Annotated in this window: 16 protein-coding genes; 6 read left to right on the top strand and 10 right to left on the bottom strand. The window is 61.5% G+C overall.

Features of this window, described 5'->3' with window-relative positions; all coding sequences use genetic code 11:
• Positions 1–130 precede the first annotated feature (130 nt).
• Positions 131–1636: a CoA-acylating methylmalonate-semialdehyde dehydrogenase gene (locus KHQ23_RS24280; protein WP_004146794.1), complete on the top strand. Its 1506-nt coding sequence runs from the start codon at positions 131–133 to the stop codon at positions 1634–1636.
• 18 nt (positions 1637–1654) lie between these two features.
• A complete protein-coding gene (gene iolB / locus KHQ23_RS24285) occupies positions 1655–2464 on the top strand; it encodes a 5-deoxy-glucuronate isomerase (RefSeq protein ID WP_004177654.1) in 810 nt (269 codons plus the stop codon).
• 887 nt (positions 2465–3351) lie between these two features.
• Here iolB and KHQ23_RS24290 read toward each other — a convergent pair.
• Together KHQ23_RS24290 and iolC are read right to left on the bottom strand one after the other, a co-directional pair.
• Positions 3352–4209 carry a MurR/RpiR family transcriptional regulator gene (locus KHQ23_RS24290; RefSeq protein WP_004152190.1) on the bottom strand — a complete coding sequence of 286 codons (858 nt, stop codon included), beginning with the start codon at positions 4207–4209 and terminating at the stop codon, positions 3352–3354.
• 150 nt (positions 4210–4359) lie between these two features.
• Positions 4360–6273 (bottom strand): 5-dehydro-2-deoxygluconokinase, encoded by a 1914-nt coding sequence (gene iolC, locus KHQ23_RS24295; protein ID WP_004146797.1) that lies wholly within the window; start codon positions 6271–6273, stop codon positions 4360–4362.
• A 505-nt stretch (positions 6274–6778) separates the two neighbouring features.
• Between iolC and iolD the strand changes: the two genes are divergently transcribed.
• Genes iolD through iolE form a run of 4 tightly spaced genes read left to right on the top strand, consistent with a single transcriptional unit; the run spans position 6779 to position 11628 of the window.
• Positions 6779–8719, top strand: coding sequence for a 3D-(3,5/4)-trihydroxycyclohexane-1,2-dione acylhydrolase (decyclizing) (iolD, locus tag KHQ23_RS24300; RefSeq protein ID WP_004152191.1), 1941 nt, complete (start codon positions 6779–6781; stop codon positions 8717–8719).
• 46 nt (positions 8720–8765) lie between these two features.
• Positions 8766–9779, top strand: coding sequence for a Gfo/Idh/MocA family protein (locus KHQ23_RS24305; RefSeq protein ID WP_004186740.1), 1014 nt, complete (start codon positions 8766–8768; stop codon positions 9777–9779).
• 41 nt (positions 9780–9820) lie between these two features.
• Positions 9821–10705: a sugar phosphate isomerase/epimerase family protein gene (locus KHQ23_RS24310; protein ID WP_032417772.1), complete on the top strand. Its 885-nt coding sequence runs from the start codon at positions 9821–9823 to the stop codon at positions 10703–10705.
• Between the two features lie 23 nt (positions 10706–10728).
• On the top strand, positions 10729–11628 hold the full coding sequence (iolE, locus tag KHQ23_RS24315) for a myo-inosose-2 dehydratase (protein WP_002886970.1): 900 nt from the start codon (positions 10729–10731) through the stop codon (positions 11626–11628).
• A gap of 143 nt (positions 11629–11771) precedes the next feature.
• Here iolE and KHQ23_RS24320 read toward each other — a convergent pair whose 3' ends face one another.
• From KHQ23_RS24320 to KHQ23_RS24355, 8 genes are all read right to left on the bottom strand, one after another.
• Positions 11772–13082: an ABC transporter substrate-binding protein gene (locus KHQ23_RS24320; RefSeq protein WP_032435489.1), complete on the bottom strand. Its 1311-nt coding sequence runs from the start codon at positions 13080–13082 to the stop codon at positions 11772–11774.
• Positions 13075–14148: an ABC transporter ATP-binding protein gene (locus KHQ23_RS24325; RefSeq protein ID WP_023288169.1), complete on the bottom strand. Its 1074-nt coding sequence runs from the start codon at positions 14146–14148 to the stop codon at positions 13075–13077. The genes KHQ23_RS24320 and KHQ23_RS24325 overlap by 8 nt, the downstream gene beginning before the upstream one ends.
• Positions 14149–14153: 5 nt before the next feature.
• A complete protein-coding gene (locus KHQ23_RS24330) occupies positions 14154–14978 on the bottom strand; it encodes a phosphodiesterase (protein ID WP_004192335.1) in 825 nt (274 codons plus the stop codon).
• Positions 14979–14988: 10 nt separating this feature from the next.
• On the bottom strand, positions 14989–15876 hold the full coding sequence (locus KHQ23_RS24335; protein ID WP_004894651.1) for a carbohydrate ABC transporter permease: 888 nt from the start codon (positions 15874–15876) through the stop codon (positions 14989–14991).
• Positions 15866–16750 carry a carbohydrate ABC transporter permease gene (locus KHQ23_RS24340; RefSeq protein ID WP_072198144.1) on the bottom strand — a complete coding sequence of 295 codons (885 nt, stop codon included), beginning with the start codon at positions 16748–16750 and terminating at the stop codon, positions 15866–15868. Before KHQ23_RS24340 ends, KHQ23_RS24335 begins: the two co-directional genes overlap by 11 nt.
• A 130-nt stretch (positions 16751–16880) precedes the next feature.
• Entirely contained in the window at positions 16881–17900 is a 1020-nt protein-coding gene (locus tag KHQ23_RS24345; RefSeq protein ID WP_038990355.1) for an NAD(P)-dependent alcohol dehydrogenase, read from the bottom strand.
• Positions 17901–18011: 111 nt separating this feature from the next.
• Positions 18012–19481 (bottom strand): SulP family inorganic anion transporter, encoded by a 1470-nt coding sequence (locus tag KHQ23_RS24350; RefSeq protein WP_032435493.1) that lies wholly within the window; start codon positions 19479–19481, stop codon positions 18012–18014.
• Positions 19478–20158 carry a carbonic anhydrase gene (locus KHQ23_RS24355; protein ID WP_023158961.1) on the bottom strand — a complete coding sequence of 227 codons (681 nt, stop codon included), beginning with the start codon at positions 20156–20158 and terminating at the stop codon, positions 19478–19480. The genes KHQ23_RS24350 and KHQ23_RS24355 overlap by 4 nt, the downstream gene beginning before the upstream one ends.
• Between the last annotated feature and the right edge of the window lie 249 nt (positions 20159–20407).

The raw sequence follows: 20407 nt of genomic DNA on the forward strand, positions 1-20407 counted from the left end.
TGTTATCACCAAAATGAAATTTCATTTCACAACAATGTTGAAATATAAATTTCATTTTACTACGGTTATAGCACAGCAGAATCAGCGACGGGCCGGTGTGCGCTGGCCCCCTTCACTATGAGGCGAGAACATGACGATCACAGGAAACTTTATTGGCGGGAAAACCGTTATTAGCAGCAGCAACGAAACGATGCCGGTGTACGACCCGGCGACGGGCAAAGCGGTGCGCGAAGTCACGGTGTCAACCGCGCAGGAAGTCTCCGAGGCGATTCAGGTTGCTCGCGATGCGTTTGACAGTTGGTCCCGTACCACGCCGCTGCGCCGCGCCCGCGTGCTGTTCAACTTCAAAATGTTGCTGGAGCAGCACGTGGAAGAGCTGGCGGGGATCATCGTCAGCGAGCACGGTAAGGTGTGGTCGGATGCGCTGGGCGAGCTGACCCGCGGTATGGAAGTGGTCGAATTCGCCTGCGGGATCCCGCACCTGATTAAAGGCGAATACTCCTCTGACGTCGGCACCGGCGTCGACAGCTACTCGCTGATGCAGCCCCTGGGCGTGGTGGCAGGGATCACCCCGTTTAACTTCCCGGCGATGGTGCCGATGTGGATGTTCCCGCTGGCGCTGGCCTGCGGCAACAGTTTCGTCCTCAAGCCGCCCGCGCTGGCGCCGACGGCCGCTGTGCGTCTGGCAGAGCTGTTAAAAGAGGCTGGTCTGCCGGACGGCGTGTTTAACGTCGTGCACTGCAGCAATGAAGATGCCGAGCAGCTGTACACTGACCCGCGTATTGCGGCGGTGAGCTTCGTCGGCTCCTCCGGCGTGGCGGAGTATATCTATAAGACCGCCAGCGCCCACGGCAAGCGAGTGCAGGCCTTCGGCGCCGCCAAAAACCACGCGATTGTGATGCCGGATGCCGATCTCGACGCCACCGTTAACGCCATTATGGGCGGCGCTTTTGGCTCCGCAGGCGAGCGCTGCATGGCGCTGCCGGTGGTGGTGGCGGTGGGAGATGAAACCGCCGACAAACTGATCGCCCGCCTGAAGCCGCTGGTGGAAGCGCTGAAAGTAGGCCCGGGCTGCATGCGCGGCCAGGAAGAGAACGAGATGGGACCGGTGGTGTCTGATACCCACCAGAAAAAAGTGCTCGGCTATATTGATAAAGGCGAAAGCGAAGGGGCAAAACTGGTGGTCGATGGCCGCAAACTGCGCGTGCCGGGTTATGACGCGGGCTACTATGTCGGCGGCACCCTGTTCGATCACGTCACCCCGGAGATGACCATCTGGCGCGAAGAGATCTTTGGCCCGGTGCTGGGTATTGTGCGCGCGGCGGACTATGACAGCGCCCTTGAGCTGGTCAACAGCCATGAGTTTGGCAACGGCAGCGCCGTTTTCACCAGCAACGGCCACACCGCGCGTGAATTCGTCCACGACGTGCAGGCGGGGATGGTCGGGGTGAACGTGCCGGTCCCGGTGCCGATGGCGTTCCACAGCTTCGGCGGCTGGAAGCGCTCGGTGTTTGGCGCGTTGAACGTCCACGGGCCGGACGGCGTTCGCTTCTACACGCGTATGAAGACCGCCACCGTACGCTGGCCGGCAGGGCAGCAGACCGTATCTGAATTCAGCATGCCGACGTTAGGTTAATCGGCGAAGGAGAGCGCCATGTCGTTACTGGCTAAATCGCGAAAAGAGGGACAGATCCAGCATATTACGCCGCAAAGCGCCGGTTGGCGCTATATCGGCTTTGATGTCTGGATGTTGAAAAAAGGGCAGACCGTGACGCTGGAGAGCGGCGATCGCGAGCTGTGCCTGGTGCTGGTCGCCGGGCTGGCGTCGGTGAAAACGCAACATGCCGATTTCCCGAATCTCGGTAAACGGATGTCGCCGTTTGAACGCACCCCGCCGTGGTCGGTCTACGTCCCGCCGCAGGATAAAGTCGAGGTGACCGCCGATTCCGATCTGGAGCTGGCGGTATGCAGCGCGCCGGGCAAAGGCAGCTTCCCGGCACGCCTCATTCGGCCGGAAGACGTCGGCGTAGAGCACCGTGGGAAAGGGCGCAATCAGCGCCGGGTGCATAATATTCTGCCGGACAGCGCCGAGGCGGACTGCCTGCTGGTAGTGGAAGTCTACACCGACGAGGGGGCCACCAGCTCGTGGCCGTCGCATAAGCATGATACCGCCCAGCCGGGCAAAGAGACGCAGCTGGAAGAAACCTACTATCACCGCTTCGATCCGCCGCAGGGCTTTGCCTTCCAGCGGGTCTACACCGACGACCGCAGCCTGGACGCCTGTATGGCGCCCTACAACCACGATGTGGTGATGGTGCCGCGCGGTTACCATCCGGTGGCGGCGATTGCCGGTTACGACAGCTACTATCTGAACGTCATGGCCGGGCCGGATCGGAAATGGCTGTTCACCTGGGAAGATGACCACGCCTGGATCAACACGCCGGAGTACCCGCGCCACGACTGACGTGCGGTGCAGAAGCGGATAAAGAAGGCCGGTTAGCGATGCTAACCGGCCTTCCTGTTTGAGGGCGGCGGGTGTTTTTTCGCGAAACGCTCCGCGGAATCCCACTCCCGACCCGGCAAGCGCAGCGCCGCCGGGGAGGACATCCCCGGGGCCATACCCGCCTTTGTGCCGGATGGCGGCTTCGCCTTATCCGGCCTACGGGATCCTCCCGTAAGGTCCTATACCCCAGGCCCGGCAAGCGCAGCGCCGCCGGGGAGGAACCTCCGGCACTGTACCCGCCTTTGTGCCGGATGGCGCTACGCTTATCCGGCCTACGGGAGGATCCCGTAAGCCCCTATACCCCAGGCCCGGCAAGCGCAGCGCCGCCGGGCGATGACCACAGGCACGGTGCTGCTTTTATGCCGGGCGGCGGCTCACGCCTTGCCCGGCATACGGTTCGTGCGACCTGCCGTTAATTTATTCACCATTGTTGCTGAAACTGCCGGTGCTGACGGCCTCAAAATCGCTGAGACGTTCCCGGAAGGCCGGGGCAGCCCGCATGGATGCGGGCTGAGGGCCGTGTTTTGCACGGATGCTGCCTCGGCCCGACCCGAAGCCTGCAGGGATAAGTCGAAGGGACCGCGTAGCGGCGATTTTGCTGGCCGGAGCCCGGGGGTACAGGGGGCGGCGGCGACTGGCCGCCCCCTGTGCGCTCCCTGCGCCATGCCAGGCATAACGCAGAAGCTTAACCGGGAGCGCAATGTGCGCTGAAATCACATGCGACAAACGCTTTTCCCGGATTAATAGAGTTGCATATCAATAACATTATCTCCGGCACCCCGCAGGCCCATATACCCCAGGCCCGGCAAGCGCAGCGCCGCCGAGTAACAAACGCCAGGCAGCCTATCTCACGCCTTCTGCTTGGCCTCGGACTCCTGGCTGCTGTTCAGCGCCAGCGAAACCGCCAGCGTCTGGGCCAGGCACAGCGAAGCAACCTGCGAGCGGAAGCCATCCACCTGCGCTTCACGCACCACAAAGCAGACATCGCTGAAGGCCGCCAGCGGGCTGACCTGGCTGTCGGTAATGGCGATCTGCCGCGCTTTGCGCTGCGCGCCCAGCTCCACCAGCTCGACCACTTCCCGGGCGTACGGCGAGAAGCTCACCGCCACCACCACGTCTTTCGGACCGACCAGACTCAGCTGCTCGGTGAACATGCCGCCGAGGCCGTCGATCAGAAAGGCTTTACGATCGAGGTGACGCAGCGCATAGGTCAGATAGGAGGCGACGCTGAACGACCGGCGCAGACCAATGACGTAGATATTTTCCGCCTCGCCCAGCAGGGCCACCGCGCGCTCCAGATCATCGCTGGAGGTCTGCATCGCCAGCTGCTGCAACGCCTGGTTGTTCACCATCGTGAACATATTGAGGATTTCCGTCGGCGTTTCCGGCGGGCTGGACTCATCGCTGGTGGTCTGGCGGAACAGACGGGCGCGCTCGGTATAGTTGGCGGTCTCTTCCATCAAATGTTGCTTGAACATCTGTTTCATTTCGTTAAAGCCGCTGAAGCCGAAGGCGTTGGCAAAACGAATCAACGTGGAAGGGGGAACATCCGCCTGTTGCGCAATGGAGGCCACGGTATCGAAAGCCACGCTATTGCTGTTATCAAGGATATAGCGGGCGACCTGTTTCAGACGTTTGCTTAACGTATCGTAGCGACGCCTGATTTCATCCTGCAGGATGGTCAGCTGTGTTGGGTTATTGGCCATAGAGTGCGCTCTGAGAAAATGGAAGGAATATGGCTTCCAGTGTACCAAATGAAGCGAATTTTTCATTTATTGCGACGAAATACGCGATTCATTTCACGAAGAAACAGAAAAACGCCCGCTCCGCAAGGTGACGGAGACGGGCGTTGGGGATCAGCGGCGGGCTTCGCGCCAGTAGCCAATAAGCGTCAGGTAGTTGCGTTTCACTTCCTCTATCAGGGCCTCATCGCTGAGCTCACCCTGCATCCAGCGTCGCGACGGCTGGCCAAAGATGGTGCGCCCGACGGCGAAACCTTTGATCATCGGGTGTGCGGCCGCCTCGGCAAAACCGGCGCGCAGTTTGTCGGAAGGCGCGTCGAGACCGAGGATCAGGATCCCGCGGCTCCATGGATCTTCGCGCTCGATAAGGGCGGTGATCTGCTGCCAGCTGGCGCTGGAGAGCGGCGGCAGCTTCCACCAGTCCGGTTTGATCCCCAGCTGATAGAAGTGTTCCAGCATAGTGTGGTAATGGCGCTCGTCTTTGTCCGGGCCATTTTCCGGCAGGATCACCTCCAGCAGCAGTTCATGGCCTGACTTGTTACAGGCCTGCCAGACCTCGAGCAGCAGGGCGTCCTGCTCTGCACGCAGCGCCGCCGGGTCGTCCGGGTGATAGAAGACCAGGCATTTGACGACATGCTCCAGCGGCCAGTCGATCAGCTGTGAGCCGATGTTGCCATGCTCCAGACGCAGCGGTCGCGAGCTGGGCAGTTCGATAGGGCGCCCGATCCACCAGCCCTTGCCGGTAATGGCGTTGAGCGCACGCTGGCCGTAGGTGCCGTCGGCCAGAATGCCGCTGCGCTGATCGAGACCTGCCTCCTGCGCCGCCGCTTCGGCCGCGGCCAACAACAGCAGCTTGAGCTGCGGAATGCAGGCTTCGTCGCGCCCGGTCTCCCGCGCCAGGTCGGCCAGCTGTTTACGATGGTCAAAGGCGAAAATGCACAGCTCCGGCCACTGCTGACGGCGGCTGGTGACCCGGTGCAGGTGGTTTAGGCGCTCGTCGACGTCCGGGCGCGGCACCGATTCGGCGCGCTGCAGGTAGTCATCGAGTTCGACTTTGGTGGGCATCGCCGGCGCGCAGCCGTGGCGGGAGACCACCAGCGCCCCGCAGGCGTTGGCGTAACGGCAAGCCTGCTCCCAGCCTTCGTCGTTGAGCCAGCCGCGCAGCAGACCCGACATAAAGGCATCTCCGGCGCCCAGCACGTTGAGAACCTCCACGCGCACGCCCTGCTGCAGCGGCACCTGGTCCCAGCTGTCCGGGATGTCGCCTTCCAGCACCACGCAGCCCATCGGCCCGCGCTTGCAGACGAGAGTGGCTTTGGTGGCATTGCGCACATTTTTCAGCGCGGTCAGGGTATCGGTGCTGCCCCCGGCAATATGAAACTCTTCTTCGGTTCCCACCACCAAATCGAACAGATGCAGCACTTCCTGCAGCTGGCTGGTGACCGGCCCGGACTCAATGAAACGGGTTTCGCCATCGCCGAGCGAGGTGAGCCCCCACAGCACCGGACGGTAATCGATATCCAGCGCGGTACGCAGGCCGTGACGGCGGGCGTACTCCAGCGCCTTCAGCACCGCGGCGCGGGTGTTGGCGTGCGACAGGTGGGTGCCAGTCACCGCCAGCGCCCGGGAGGAGGCAATATACTCCTCGCTAATGTCGTCAGGCGTTAAGGCCATATCGGCGCAGTTATCGCGGTAGAAAATCAGGGGGAAGGTCTCCTGATCCTTAATCCCCAGCATCACCAGCGCGGTCAGGCGAGATTTGTCGGTAATCAGATACTCGGTATCCACCCCGGCGCGGTTGAGCGTTTCGCGCAGGAAACGGCCGTTGTGTTCATCGCCAACGCGCGCCAGCATGGCCGATTTCAGCCCCTGAATCGCGGTGCCAAAGGCCACGTTGCCGGAGGAGCCGCCGAGATATTTCGCGAAACTGGCAACGTCTTCTAGCCGCGAACCAATCTGCTGGGCATAGAGGTCGACGGCCACCCGACCTATACAGATGACGTCGAGCCGCTTTACTGCTGCATTCATAGCTAGGATTTCCTTTTTGGTGTCTGCTGCCTGGAAGGGTCGGGATCCCGACGTCGACTCCGTGAACAGCCTGAGGGTTATTGGTTACCCTTAGTTTGAGAAATAAATATTTCATTTGCAAACTCGTTCGAAATTAAAAAACCAAAAGTGTGAGGGATCTACCACTCTGCCGCACTGAGCCTCGCGCGAGCGCGGATCGCCCCCTCTGTCGACCCGGGGGAAAATGAAACGCCAAATGGCATCCATTTACCTATGATTTTTAAGGGGATATTACCGTCTGGTGCGGCAAAAAAGGGCCCGAAAACGTGTCTGGAATGTAAGTGAAACGTATGAAATGGGTAGAGAGTTTGATCCTTCTCGCAAAATGAAATATTTCTTCTGTATTTGTATTTAATGAAAAAAATGTTTGCCTATAATCCACAGGTATTCCAGTGACGTGAACGACGGCCCCGGCGGCATCGGCGCGACGCCACACACAAATACTGAACAATAAGGATTGTGCATCATGGGCAAACTGAGACTGACAACGGCGCAGGCGCTGGTGAAGTTCCTCGATAACCAGTACCTGGAAGTGGATGGCGTAGAGCTGAAGTTCGTGAAAGGCATTTTCGCGATTTTCGGCCATGGCAACGTCCTGGGGCTGGGGCAGGCGCTGGAGCAGGACAGCGGCGATATGCGCGTCTATCAGGGGCGCAACGAGCAGGGGATGGCCCACGCGGCCACCGGTTTTGCCCGCCAGGCCCTGCGCCGGCAGATTATCGCCTGCACCTCCTCCATCGGTCCGGGAGCGGCCAACATGATCACCGCCGCCGGCACCGCCAGCGCCAACCGCATCCCACTGCTGCTGCTGCCGGGCGATGTCTTCGCCACCCGCCAGCCGGATCCGGTGCTCCAGCAGATTGAACAGAGCTACGATCTCAGCATCAGCACCAATGACGCTTTCCGCGCAGTCAGCAAATACTGGGACCGCATTACCCGCCCGGAACAGCTGATGAGCGCCTGCATCAACGCCATGCGCGTCCTGACCGACCCTGCGGAAACCGGCGCGGTAACGCTGTGCCTGCCGCAGGACGTGCAGGGCGAAGCCTGGGATTACCCGGAATCCTTCTTTGCGCGCCGCGTGCACCGTCTCGACCGCCGCCCGGCCAGCGCCGCGCAGCTGGCGGACGCCGTGGCGGCCATCAAAGCCAGCCGTAAACCGCTGATCGTCTGCGGCGGCGGGGTGAAATACTCCGGCGCGGGCGAAGCGCTGTCCCGTTTCGCCGAGCGCTACGGGGTGCCCTTCGCCGAAACCCAGGCCGGGAAGGGGACGGTGGTCTCGTCTCACCCCCTGAACGTCGGCGGCGTCGGCGAAACGGGCTGCCTGGCGGCGAACCTGCTGGCGAAAGAGGCCGACCTGGTGATCGGCGTCGGCACCCGCTTCAGCGATTTTACCACCGCCTCGAAATGGATTTTCCAGCACCCGGAGGTGCGTTTCCTGAATATTAACGTCAGCAACTTCGACGCCTGGAAGCTGGACGGCATTGCCATGCTGGCGGACGCCCGGGAAGCGATGACCGCTCTCGACGCGGCGCTGGCGGACAGCGGCTGGCAGGCCGGCTGGGGCGCGCAGATCGAGAGCGTGCAGAGCCGTCAGTTAAAAGAGACCCAGCGCGTCTACCAGGCGGTGTGGCAGGAGAAATCCTTTGTGCCGGAGATCGACGATCATCTCGATCGTGAATCGGTGTATCGCGAGTTCCGCCAGATCACCGACTCCACCCTGACCCAGAGCAGCGTTCTTGGGGTACTGAATGAAACGCTGCCGGCCGAGGCGGTGATCGTCGCGGCGGCGGGCAGCCTGCCAGGCGATCTGCAGCGCGTCTGGCGCAACCGCGCGGAAAACACCTACCACGTGGAGTACGGCTACTCCTGCATGGGATACGAAGTCAACGCCGCGCTGGGCGTGAAGCTGGCGCAGCCGCAGAGCGAAGTCTACTCCCTGGTCGGCGATGGCTCCTTCATGATGCTGCACTCTGAGCTGGTCACCTCCCTGCAGGAGCGGGCGAAGATCAACGTCGTGCTGTTCGACAACATGGCCAACGGCTGCATCAACAACCTGCAGATGGAGCACGGGATGGACAGCTTCGGCACCGAGTTCCGCTACCGTCAGCCGGAAACCGGCCAGCTGCAGGGCGGCCTGGTGCCGGTGGACTTCGCCACCATCGCCGCCGGCTACGGCTGCAAAACCTGGCGCGTCACCACCCTGGACGAACTGCGCCACGCGCTGGACGCCGCCCGTCGCGAAACGGTCAGCACCCTGATTGATATTAAAGTGCTGCCGAAGACCATGGTGCACAAATACGGCAGCTGGTGGAACGTCGGGGTCGCCCAGACGGCGCTCTCTGAGCGGATCCGCAAAGTGGCGCAAATGATTAATGAAAAGCGCGCCCAGGCGCGTGATTACTAAAACGAACATCCACTCTGAATCCTACAGACTTACGGAGAAAACCATTATGTCGCTCAAATTAGGTGTCATCGGCGCTGGCGCTATCGGTAAAGAACACATCCGTCGCTGCACCCAGGTTCTGCAGGGCGCCACCGTTGTGGCGGTGTCTGATATCAATGCCGACAACGCCCGCGCGGCGGTCGCGCTGCCGGGCGTGCAGGCGGAAGTCTACGCCGACGGCCACGACGTGATTAACGCCAGCGATGTCGATGCCATCCTGGTCACCTCCTGGGACCCGACCCACGAAGAGTACACTCTGGCCGCCATCGCCGCCGGTAAGCCGGTATTCTGCGAAAAACCGCTGGCGATGACCGCGGAAGGCTGCCGCCGCATCGTCGATGCCGAAATGAAGGCCGGCCGTCGTCTGGTGCAGGTTGGCTTTATGCGCCCGTACGACGAAGGCTATCTGGCGCTGAAAAAAGTGATCGACGATGGCGATATCGGCGCGCCGCTGATGCTGCGCTGCGCCCACCGCAACCAGTCGGTCGGCGAGAACTACACCACCGATATGGCGATCACCAACACCCTGATCCACGAGCTGGACGTGCTGCGCTGGCTGCTGAACGATGACTACCGTTCCGTGCAGGTGCGCTTCCCGCGCTCCACCTCGCACACCCATGCGCGCCTGAAAGATCCGCAGATCGTCTCCTTTGAAACCAAAAAAGGCACCCTGATCGACGTCGAAGTGTTCGTGAACTGCCAGTACGGGTATGACATCCAGTGCGAAGTGGTCGGCGAAACCGGGATTGCCCGTCTGCCGGAGCCGTCTGCCGTCCAGATGCGCAAGTCCGCCAGCCTGTCGACCGCCATTCTGACCGACTGGAAAGACCGCTTTATCAAAGCCTACGACGTCGAGCTGCAGGCCTTTATCAACGACGTCAAAGCCGGCCAGCTGCACGGCCCGTCGGCCTGGGACGGCTACGCGGCGTCGGTGGCGGCGGACGCCTGCATTAAAGCGCAGGGAACCAGCGAGCCGGTTGAAGTGACGCTGCCTGAGTGCCCGGCATTCTACAAACGTTAAGCGCGTTTTGCTGACGGAACTTCTTTGCACAGGTAACGACGATGAAAATTGCCTTTGATGTGGATGTCATTAAGGACCTCGGGATCACCCGCATGGTCCATCAGGTAGCGGAGTGGGGCTACAAGTACATTGAACAGTCGCCGCACCCGCAGATTAACCCGTTCTACAAGCACCCGCGCGCCAGCCGGGAGATCATGGCGGAGTACAAGCAGGCGCTGCGCGATACCGGCCTTGAGCTGTCGTCGTTTATCTGCGTCTACCGCTGGTCCGGCCCGGACGAACTGCGCCGTCAGGCGGCGGTGAAAAACTGGAAACGGCTGGTGGAAATTGCGGTGGAGATGGGCGTTCAGGTGATCAACACCGAGTTCTCCGGCGATCCGAATCAGCCTGAGATCTGCGATGAAATGTTCTATCGCTCAATGGAAGAGCTGTTGCCGATTTTTGAGCGGGAAGGCATCCGCGTGGAGATCCAGGCGCATCCCTGGGATTTCTGCGAAGAGAACAATGAAACCGTCGATATCGTGAAGTCGTTCCGCAGCGATAACGTGAAGTACGTCTACAGCGTGCCGCACACCTTTTTCTACGACAAAGGCGTCGGCGACGTGGCGAGCATGCTGCGCTATGCCGGGAGCGATCTCTCCCATGTCCTGATTGCGGACACCCGCAACCATACGAAACATTGCCGCTATATCGTTAACCCGCCGGGCGTGGATGCCGTGGTGCACCAGCACGTAGGCGTCGGGGAAGGGGATGTGGATTTCGACGCGCTGTTCCGCACCCTGCGCGAAATGAAATTCGCCGAGCAGACCTTCAAGGTCGGCGGGGAGCCGATTGTCGCCACCTCGCTGTTTGGCTACCCGGAAAAAATGAAATACCAGGCAGTGGAAACCCGTGAACTTATTGAACGTGAATTGCTGCGCCAGTAAGGCGCAGCGGCAGGAGCCCTACTATGAACAAAGATAACGTCAAACTGGCTATCGCCCCGATCGGCTGGACTAACGATGATATGCCGGAGCTCGGCAGCGAAAACACCTTCCAGCAGATCGTCAGCGAAATGGCGCTGGCCGGCTTTACCGGCAGCGAAGTCGGCAGCAAATATCCGCGCGACCCGGCGGTTCTCAAGCCGATGCTGGACATCCGCGGCATTCAGATCTGCAACGCCTGGTTCAGTACCTTTTTCGCCAACGGCCAGCGGGAAAAAACCATTGATGAATTCGTCAATCACATGAACTTCCTTCATGCGATGGGGGCGAAAGTGATTGGCTGCTCCGAGCAGAGCGGCAGCATCCAGGGGCTGGATAAACCGATCCTCGGTGATGCGAAGCCGTGCTTCAGCGACGAAGAGTGGCAGCGGGTGGCGGAAGGCTATAACACCCTCGGCCGCCTGGCGGCGGAGAAGGGGATGCAGGTCTGTCTGCACCACCACATGGGCACCGGCATTCAGACCACCGCGGAAATCGACAAATTTATGTCGCTGGTGGACGAGCGCGTCTTCCTGCTGTTCGACACCGGCCACGCCTGGTATTCCGAAGGCGGCGAAGCGCCGATGCTGGCGATCCTCAAAAAGTATCTGCCGCGCATCAACCACGTCCATCTGAAGGACGTCCGCCCGCCGGTGATCGACCAGGTGCGCCGCGACGGCCTGTCGTTCCTCGACGGCGTGAAAAAAGGCACCTTCACCGTCCCGGGCGACGGGGTGATCGATTTCCGTCCGGTGTTCAAGCTGCTGGACGACTTTGGCTATAAAGGCTGGATGGTCGTGGAAGCCGAGCAGGATCCTGCTCTGGCCAATCCTTTCGAATACGCCGTCAAAGCGCGCAAATATATTCGCGAAACGGCAGGGATCTAATCGTTGTGACATTTTCAGGCCATACCGGGTATGGCCTGCTTTTTTCCTTTCACAACCGGACCCAGGGCTTAACCACGGCGCCGGACAGTTCCCTCTCCCTCAGGGAGAGGGCCGGGGTGAGGATGACGATGACGGGTAACGCGTCACTTCACTTCCGCCAGCGCGGTCTTATCCACATACGGTTTCATCAGCGCGTCGGCTTCCTTCTGCGCCGCCTGCACCGCCGCCTCCGGCGTCACTTTGGCATCATTGACCACCGCCGCCAGCTGGTTCTCCATCGCCTTACGCACCGCCACGGTCTCCCAGGTGGAGTACCACGGATGGGCGTACTTAAGCTGCTCAAGGGCGATCGCCGCCCGCGGATCCTGCTGCAGATAGGCCTTCATCTCCGGCGTATCGTTTGACGCCTTGCGCGGAGAGAAGTAGCCGGTGAAGCGGCTCCACGCGCCGTTCACCTCGGGGCTCACCAGATAGGTCAGGAACTGATACGCCGCTTTCTTCTGCGCCTCGTTGATGCCTTTAAAGCTCACCAGGCTGGCGCCGCCGATCGGCACCGCACGCTGCTCTTTGGCCGGCAGCATCGCTACCCCAAGCTCAAAGTCTTTGCTGTTCTCGCGCATAAAGCCCAGCGCGCCGGTGCTGAGCATCGCCATCCCGAGCTTGCCGGAGAAGAACGCGGCGCTGATCTGCTTCGAGTTCAAGACCCCGGACGGCATCACCTTGTCCTTGTAGATCAGATCCTGCCAGAAGCGCAGGGCGCCGATGGCGGTCGGCGAGTTGTAATAGACCTCGCCCGGATAGTCTTCGTTAAAGTATTTCCCGCCGTTGGCGCGCACCAGTGCCGTGAAGATCCAGCCGCCGTAGTCGTCGTTGGTCGACGGCAGCATGATCCCCCACTGGCCTTTGCTCTCGTCGGTCAGCTTTTTGGCATCAGCCAGCAGCTCGGCCCAGGTCTGGGGCGGCTGTTTGATCCCGGCTTGATCGAACATCGTCTTGTTGTAGTAGAGGATCGGCGTCGAGTTATGGAACGGGATCGCATAGGTGGTGCCCATCACCTGGGCGTTCTTATGCATCGCGGGCCAGAATTCCTTTTGCAGAAAATCGCCGGCCTTTTGATCGCCATATTTAAACAGCTCGTCCATCGGCAGGATCTCATCTTTCAGCGCCAGATCGGTGGTGAAGTTGGCGGACATGATCACCAGCGCCGGCGGCTGGCCGGCCTTCTGCGCCGATTCGGCTTTGATCTTGGTGGTGTCGTAGTTGCCGGTGAAGATCCCGCGCACTTCGACATCCTGCTGCGAGTCGTTGAATTGCTTAATGACGCGGGTCATCTCCATGGTCAGCTTGCCGTCCACCGGCGCCGGGAACATGAAGTCTATTTTCTCTTTTGCCAGCGCCGCGCCGCTCAGGGCAAGGCTGAGGCCAACCGCGACTAGCGTAAAAGGTTTAAACATGATTACACTCCATCAATAAATTATGCTGGGTCTCAGCATGAAAAAGATGCACATCGGCAGGCGAGAAGCCGATCGGTAGCGACTCGCCTTTCTCCGGCACCGTGCCGCGGTGGCGGCGGCTAAAGCGCAGGGTGCCGATCGGGGTGCTGACGTGGAGCAGGTAATCGGCCCCCATCAGTTCTCGTTGCAGAACGGTGGCCGGCAGGCGCAGATGGCCCTCCTCCACGCGGTCGGTAATATGTTCCGGGCGAACGCCCAGCCAGACGCGGGTCTGATCCCGGTGGCGCGGCGGCAGCGGATGGCGCTGTTCTCCCAACAGTACTTCACCGTTGGCGCAGGGCAGCAACAGGAGGTTCATCGCCGGCGAACCGATAAATCCGGCGACGAACAGATTGGCCGGGTTGGCGTACAGATACTCCGGGCGCCCGACCTGCTGCACGTGGCCGCCGTTCATCACCACGATGCGGTCGGCCATCGACATCGCCTCGGTCTGATCGTGGGTCACATAGATGGTGCTGGTTTTCAGCTGCTGGTGGAGCGCCATAATGCTGTCGCGCACTTCGCTGCGCAGGCGGGCGTCGAGGTTGGAGAGCGGCTCGTCCATCAGGAACAGCCGCGGATTGCGCACAATCGCCCGGGCCATCGCCACCCGCTGGCGCTGGCCGCCGGAGAGCTTCGCCGGTTTGCGGTCAAGCAGCGCCTCCAGCTGCAGCATCTGCGCCACTTTATCCACCCGCGGCTGCCAGCTGCTTTTCTCTTCCTTGCGCACCTTCATGCCGAAGGTGATGTTGTCGCGCACCGACAGATGCGGAAACAGGGCATAGTTCTGGAAGATCATCGCGAAGTTGCGCTCGCGCGGCGTGGTGGCGGTGATGTTCTCATCATGCAGCCAGATTTGGCCTTCGCTGACCGGCTCCAGGCCGGCGAGCAGGCGTAGCAGGGTGCTTTTCCCGCAGCCCGACGGGCCGACCAGCACCACGAATTCGCCTTCGTGAATATCCAGCGACAGGGCGCTGAGCGCCGGTTTGCCGTCGAAACGTTTACTGATGTTTTGCAGACTGAGCATGGCGGTTAGCGCTCTTCCGTTGGGCAACTGATGTTTTCGTCGTACAGCCACGGCCCGGCGTAGTGGGCCAGCGAGTGCTGGTAGCTCACCCACTGCTCGCCGACCTGACGGTGCATCAGGCACGAGGCCGGAGAGAGGTCGTAATAGGGCCGGGTGTCTTCGTGGCAGTACGGCACCTGATGAACGGTGCCGGGAATGGTGGAGATCAGCGCCTGGCGATACTGGGTCATGGTCAGGCTGTGGTTATGGCCGCAGAAGATGCGCGTCAGCGATGGGAAACGCTCCACCAGCGCCAGCAGACGGTGGCCGTTTTCGCAGGCGATCGGGTCCATCTGCGCATTGCCCAGCGGCAGCGGCGGGTGGTGCATAAAGATCGTTGCCGGTTTGTCGCCGCCCTCGAACAGCTGGGCCTCCAGCCAGCCGATGGTCTCGTCGGTCAGCCAGCCTTTTGACGTGCCGGCGCGGCTGGAGTCAATAAACAGCAGGCGGGTGGCGAAGTCATCCACCGCATAGCGCATATTTTGCGGATCGTTGCCCAGCTGCGGGCACAGCGGGTGAAGATGCTCGAGAAAATGGGCTTTGTCGTCGTGGTTGCCGGGGATCAGATACAGCGGATAGTTCAGGCTGCCGAGGATCTGGCGGGCCACCTGATACTCCTCCGGGCGGCCGCAGTTGACGATATCCCCGCTCACCACCACCGCGTCCGGGCGCTCGCGCAGCGCGTTAAGCTGGGAGACCACGTCGGCGTTGGCGGCATTGACGTCGATAAAGCCGTACAGCTTCTCGCCGCGGCTGCGGAAATGGGTATCGGAAATGTGCGCTAACAGCATGAATCACTCCTTATTTGATCCCGGAGAAGCCGAAGCTCCGCAGGAACTGTTTCTGAAAAAGGATGAACGCCAGCATCAGCGGCAGGCAGACCATCAGCGTCCCGGCGCCGATGGTGCCCCACTGGCCGCCGGATTCGGCGCCCATGGCGAAGGAGACCAGCCCGACGGTCAGCACCTGCTTATCGGGATCGTTGAGCATCATCAGCGGCCACAGGTACTCGTTCCAGTGGTAGGTAATGCTGACGGTGGCGAAGGCCAGCACCGACGGCCAGGACATCGGCAGCAGCACGCGGAACAGCACCTGCCACCAGCGGCAGCCCTCCATCAGCGCCGCCTCCTCCAGCTCTTTCGGGATGGCGAGGAACGCCTGACGCATCAGGAACACGCCGAACGCCGAGGTGAAGTAGGGCATCATCACCCCGGTAAGGGTGTTGAGCAGGCCGAAGGTTTTCAGGGTCAGCATGTTTGGCACCATCATCACCACCGGCATGATCATCAGCTGCACCAGGAACAGGAGAAACAGCGTCTGCTTGCCGCGAAACTCGTGGCAGGCGAAGACGTACCCGGCGGTGGTGATGGTCAACAGCTGCACGAAGAAGGTGCCAAAGGTGAAGATAAGGGTGTTTGCGTACAGGCTCAGCCAGTCGGCGCTCTGCCAGGCGTCGCGGAAGTTATCGAGAGTCAGCGGCAGGCGCGGCAGCAGCGACGCCATATCGTCGCCGAAGGTGGTAGCGCTGAACGAGGTCGCCAGCATCCAGATAAACGGGCTGACCCACAGCAGCGCCAGGCAGCACATTAATACTGTGAGCGTAAAGGGCGACGAGCGGCGCAGGCGCAGCCACAGCGGACGGGCGGCGGCGGGCGTGCGGACCAGCAGCGGCGAGATTTCAGCGCTCATAGTGGGCTCCTTTCTCCAGCAGTTTCAGGTTAATCAGCGAGAAGGCGAACAGCCCGGCCAGGGTGAGGAAGGTGGCGGCGGAGGCTTTGCCGAGGTCGTGGGTATCCCAGGCGAGATTCTGGATGTAATAGAGCAGCACGGTGGTGGCGTTGTCCGGCCCGCCGCGGGTCATCACCGCCACGTGGTCGATCTGGGTGATGGAGTAGATCAGCGCGGTGGTGATCACAAAGCTCAGGGTCGGGCGCAGCAGCGGTAGCGTGACCTTAAAAAAGACCTGCGTGCGGGTAGCCCCCTCCATCAGCGCCGCTTCCCGCGTCGAGGCCGGAATGCTCTGCAGCCCGGCGAGGAAAAACAGCATGTAATAGCCGGCGAACTTCCACACGCCGATCAGCGCCAGGGCCAGCAGCGCGCTGTTGCTGCGCCCCAGCCAGTTGTTGTTCATCGGCCCGAACAGCTTCGCCAGATAGTGGTCGAGCAGGCCGAGGCCGGGCATAAAGATAAACAGCCACAGCGCGGCGGCGCTGACCATCGGGATAATCATCGGGAAGAAAAAGGCGGTGCGCAGCCAGCGGTTGACGCGATGGTTCTCGCTCAGGGCGACCGCCAGCAGCAGGGCGAGGGTCACCCCGGGCACCACCGTCAGCAGGATATAGAGCAGGTTATTGCCCAGCGACTGCCAGAAGACGTTATCGGCAAACAGGCGGGCGAAGTTATCCAGCCCGACGTACTGCGCGCCGTCGCTGGCCATGCGGGTATCAAACAGGCTGTCATACATCGAACGCCCCAGCGGGAACCAGGTAAACAGCAGTAAAAACAGCAGGGAAGGCGACAGGATCAGCCAGGGAAGCCAGGTCTTTCTCATGGTGACGCGCATCTCGTTCAGCCATTTATCGAAGCCCGGATTGTGGGAAGCAATGACTACAGAGGCATGGCGGGGAGATGACGGTTTGATGAAGCGACGGGGAAAACGCCGGGCGAGCGGGCCGCCCGGCGGGAGAGAACCATCAGAAGTCGGCTTTCAGCACCGCGCGGTAACGGGCTTTGCCTTCGCGAACATGCTTCAGCGCTTCGTTAACCTGCGACATCGGGAACAGCTCGGTGGTCGGAGCCACTTTGCTGCGCCCGGCAAACTTCATCAGCGTGCGCAATTCGGACGGATTACCGGTCGCCGAGCCGGAGATGCTGCGGTCGCCGCCGATCAGGGTAAAGGCCGGCACCGGGAACGGCTTCATCACCGCGCCGACGGTGTGGAAATTGCCGCCGTAAGCCAGCGCCTCGAAGTACGGCTGCCAGTCGAGGTCCACCGCCACGGTGTTGATGATCAGGTCAAACTGACCGGCCAGCGCTTTTAAGGCTTCAGGATCGCGGCTGTTGACCACGCGATCGGCGCCCATCGCCAGCACTTCCTGCTCTTTCGCCGGGTTGGAGCTGAAGGCGGTCACTTCCGCGCCCATCGCCCGCAGCAGCTTAATAGCGATATGGCCGAGGCCGCCGATGCCGATCACCCCGACGCGGCTGGTGGCGGTCACGTGGTGGGTCAGCAGCGGTTTAAAGACGGTGATGCCGCCGCACAGCATCGGGCCGGCGGACGCCAGATCGATACTCTCCGGCAGGGGGATCACCCACTGCCAGTCGGCGCGCAGCTTATTGGCGAAGCCGCCGCGGTTGAGAATGGTCGGCACCGAGCCTTCCAGACAGTTGATCTGGTTGCCGCTGATGCAGGCGTCGCAATGGCCGCAGCTGCGCGCCGTCCAGCCGATGCCGACCTTCTGGCCAATCTTCAGCCCTTTATCCTGCGCCGCGCTGCCCAGCGCCGCCACCCGGCCAATCACCTCGTGACCGGCCACCAGCGGGTAGCTCGACATCCCCCATTCGTTGTCGATCATCGACAGGTCTGAATGGCAGATCCCGCAGTATTCCACTTCAACTTCGACATCTTCCGGCTGTAGCTCGCCGGCATCGTATTCCCACAGCGACAGATCGGCGCCCGCTTCTTTGGCGGCGTAGCTTTTAATGATGGTCATGTTCATTTCCTTGGGGTTGGCGTGATAACCCAGAAAGTGTAGAGCATGGTTTTTCACGGCGCTTGGCAATCGGAGGGGTCGCGAAGCGGGCGGACCAGCCGCCCGTTAAGGTCAGCGGCTGGCCAGCGGCCACTGATTAAGGCGGATGCCGCGCTGCGGGGCGTTCTCGGCAAAATCATCCAGCACCGCCCGCACGTCCGGGTCGATATAGCCGACGCTGTCGTGCTCGACGATCACCACGCTCTTTTCCGGAATCTTCGCCAGCAGGGCCAGCAGATGCGGATTGTGCATAAAGGTCAGATTCTGCTGGATGCGCAGCACGTAGTGGTCATCGTAGCGCGCCAGCTGCAGCGAGTGGCGATGGCTGCGCCAGAGGCTGAACGCCATCTGGGTGGCAAGACCAATCCCGATCCCCGCCAGCATGCCGCAGGCGATAATCCCGCCGATGGTGGCGAGGAACGGAACGTACTGCGCCGCACCCTGGCGGAACTGCTCGATGAACAGCCGCGGCGTCGCCAGCTTATAGCCGGTATACAGCAGCACGGCGGCGAGGCTGGCGAGCGGGATTAAGGTTAGCAGGCCGCTGAACCACAGACCGCAGATCAGCAGCAGCACGCCGTGGATAAAGATCGACAGTTTACTTTGCGCGCCATTGCTGACGTTCACCGAGCTGCGGACGATCACCGCGGTGATCGGCATCGCCCCCAGCACACCGGAGAGCAGGTTGCCGACGCCCTGGGCGACCATTTCACGGTTCGGCGAAGGCGGCGGATTTTGCGGACGCAGCTTTTTCAGCGCCTCCTGGCTGAGCAGGGTTTCGAGGCTGGCGACCAGCGCCAGGGTTACCGCCACCACCCACACCGACGGATTGCGCCACGCGCTCCACGCCGGAGATTCCAGCTCGCCCAGCAGATCGCCGAGGCTGCCGAACGCCGGCAGGGTGATGCGCGGCAGAGCGGCCAGCTGCTGCGGCGCAAAATGGGTCAGCAGCAGGGTGGTCACGCAGCCGAGCAGGACGGCGATCAGCGGCCCGGGGATCCAGCGCAGGCTCTTCACCCGGCGGATAAGCGGCGAGCCCCACAGCCAGAGCACGAGCAGGCCGCCCGCGGCGACGGCGATAGCACTGAGGGAGAAGGTGGCGTTACCCTTCACGATATCAACGAGCCCGGTCTCTTCTGCGCTGCCGAGCGCAACGGGGATCTGCTGCATAATCAGCAGGATGCCGATCGCCGCCAGCATGCCTTTGATGACGCTGGCGGGAACGAGGGAGATAAAGCGCCCGGCCCGCAGGATGCCGAACAGCAGCTGCAGCACGCCGGCCAGCACCAGCGCCATCAGGAAGAGGGAGAAGGAACCCAGGGATTCAATGGCGGCGACGACGATGGTGACCAGTCCGGCGGCGGGGCCGCTGACGGCGAAGCGGGAGGGGCTGAGAGCGGTGACGACCAGGCCGCCGATAATGCCGGTCAGCAGGCCGACGAAGGGCGGTAAGCCGCTGGCCTGGGCGATGCCGAGGCACAGCGGCAGGGCGACAAGGAAGACGACGATGCCGGCGAGAGAGTCCTGACGAAGCGTGTTCATGGGGCGTGCTCCTGCGGTGAGAGGTGTTCGACGAGGGTGGTTAAATGGCCGGAAGCCAGATCGTAGACGCAGCCGTGCAGGCTGAGCGGTCGCCCGCTGGCGAGCACCGTCTGCACCGGTTCACTCTCCAGCAGACGGGCGAACTGGGCGCGAACGTTGGCTTCCACCAGGGCGTCCAGCGCATGACGAGAGCGCTCCGCGTCGGTGCTGGCGCTGGCACTGGCGCCGGGGGAGGCCGCAACACAACATTCATCAGCGATCTGCGCAATTTCGTGATGCAGGGTGTGGCGCAGCTGGCCGATGCGGCGAGCCAGCGCCGAGGACTCGTGCGCCAGCGGCAGAGTGGGCAGGGAGAGCGCCGCCTGCACCCCGCCGCAGCCGTAGTGGCCGCAGAGCACCACCCGCTCCACCTCAAGGTAGTCGAGGGCATACTGCAGGACGCTCATGACGTTATCGTCGGCGGGATCGAGCATGTTGGCGATATTGCGGTGGACAAAGAGCTCGCCGGGCTGGCTGCCGGTGAGCACCTCGGCGGGAACGCGGCTGTCGGAGCAGCCGATCCACAGCGAGTGGGGCCGCTGCCCGTCGATCCATTTTTCGAAATAGTCCGGGTCATGCTGACACTTCTGCAGCGCCCAGCTGCGGTTGCGGGCCAGCAAAGGTTTTAACGTCGTCACAAGTATTCTCCTGAGTTAATTCATCGAGTGAATATGTCCATCAAGACTCGTACAGCGACTAGTAAAAATAGTGTTTACCGGAACCCTTCACGCCTGAGGAAAATCCTGGAATAAACGGCAAAAAGAAAACTTTTCATTAATGTAAAGTTATAAAAATATTGATGAAATTAATATTTGGCTGCGGAGCGAGTGAATAACAAAAAGGTATTGGCTAAAACTTTCTGGAATATATGGGAATGGTGGTGGGTC

It is taken from the genome of Klebsiella sp. 64 (genome assembly GCF_018223915.1).
GTDB lineage: Bacteria > Pseudomonadota > Gammaproteobacteria > Enterobacterales > Enterobacteriaceae > Klebsiella > Klebsiella pneumoniae.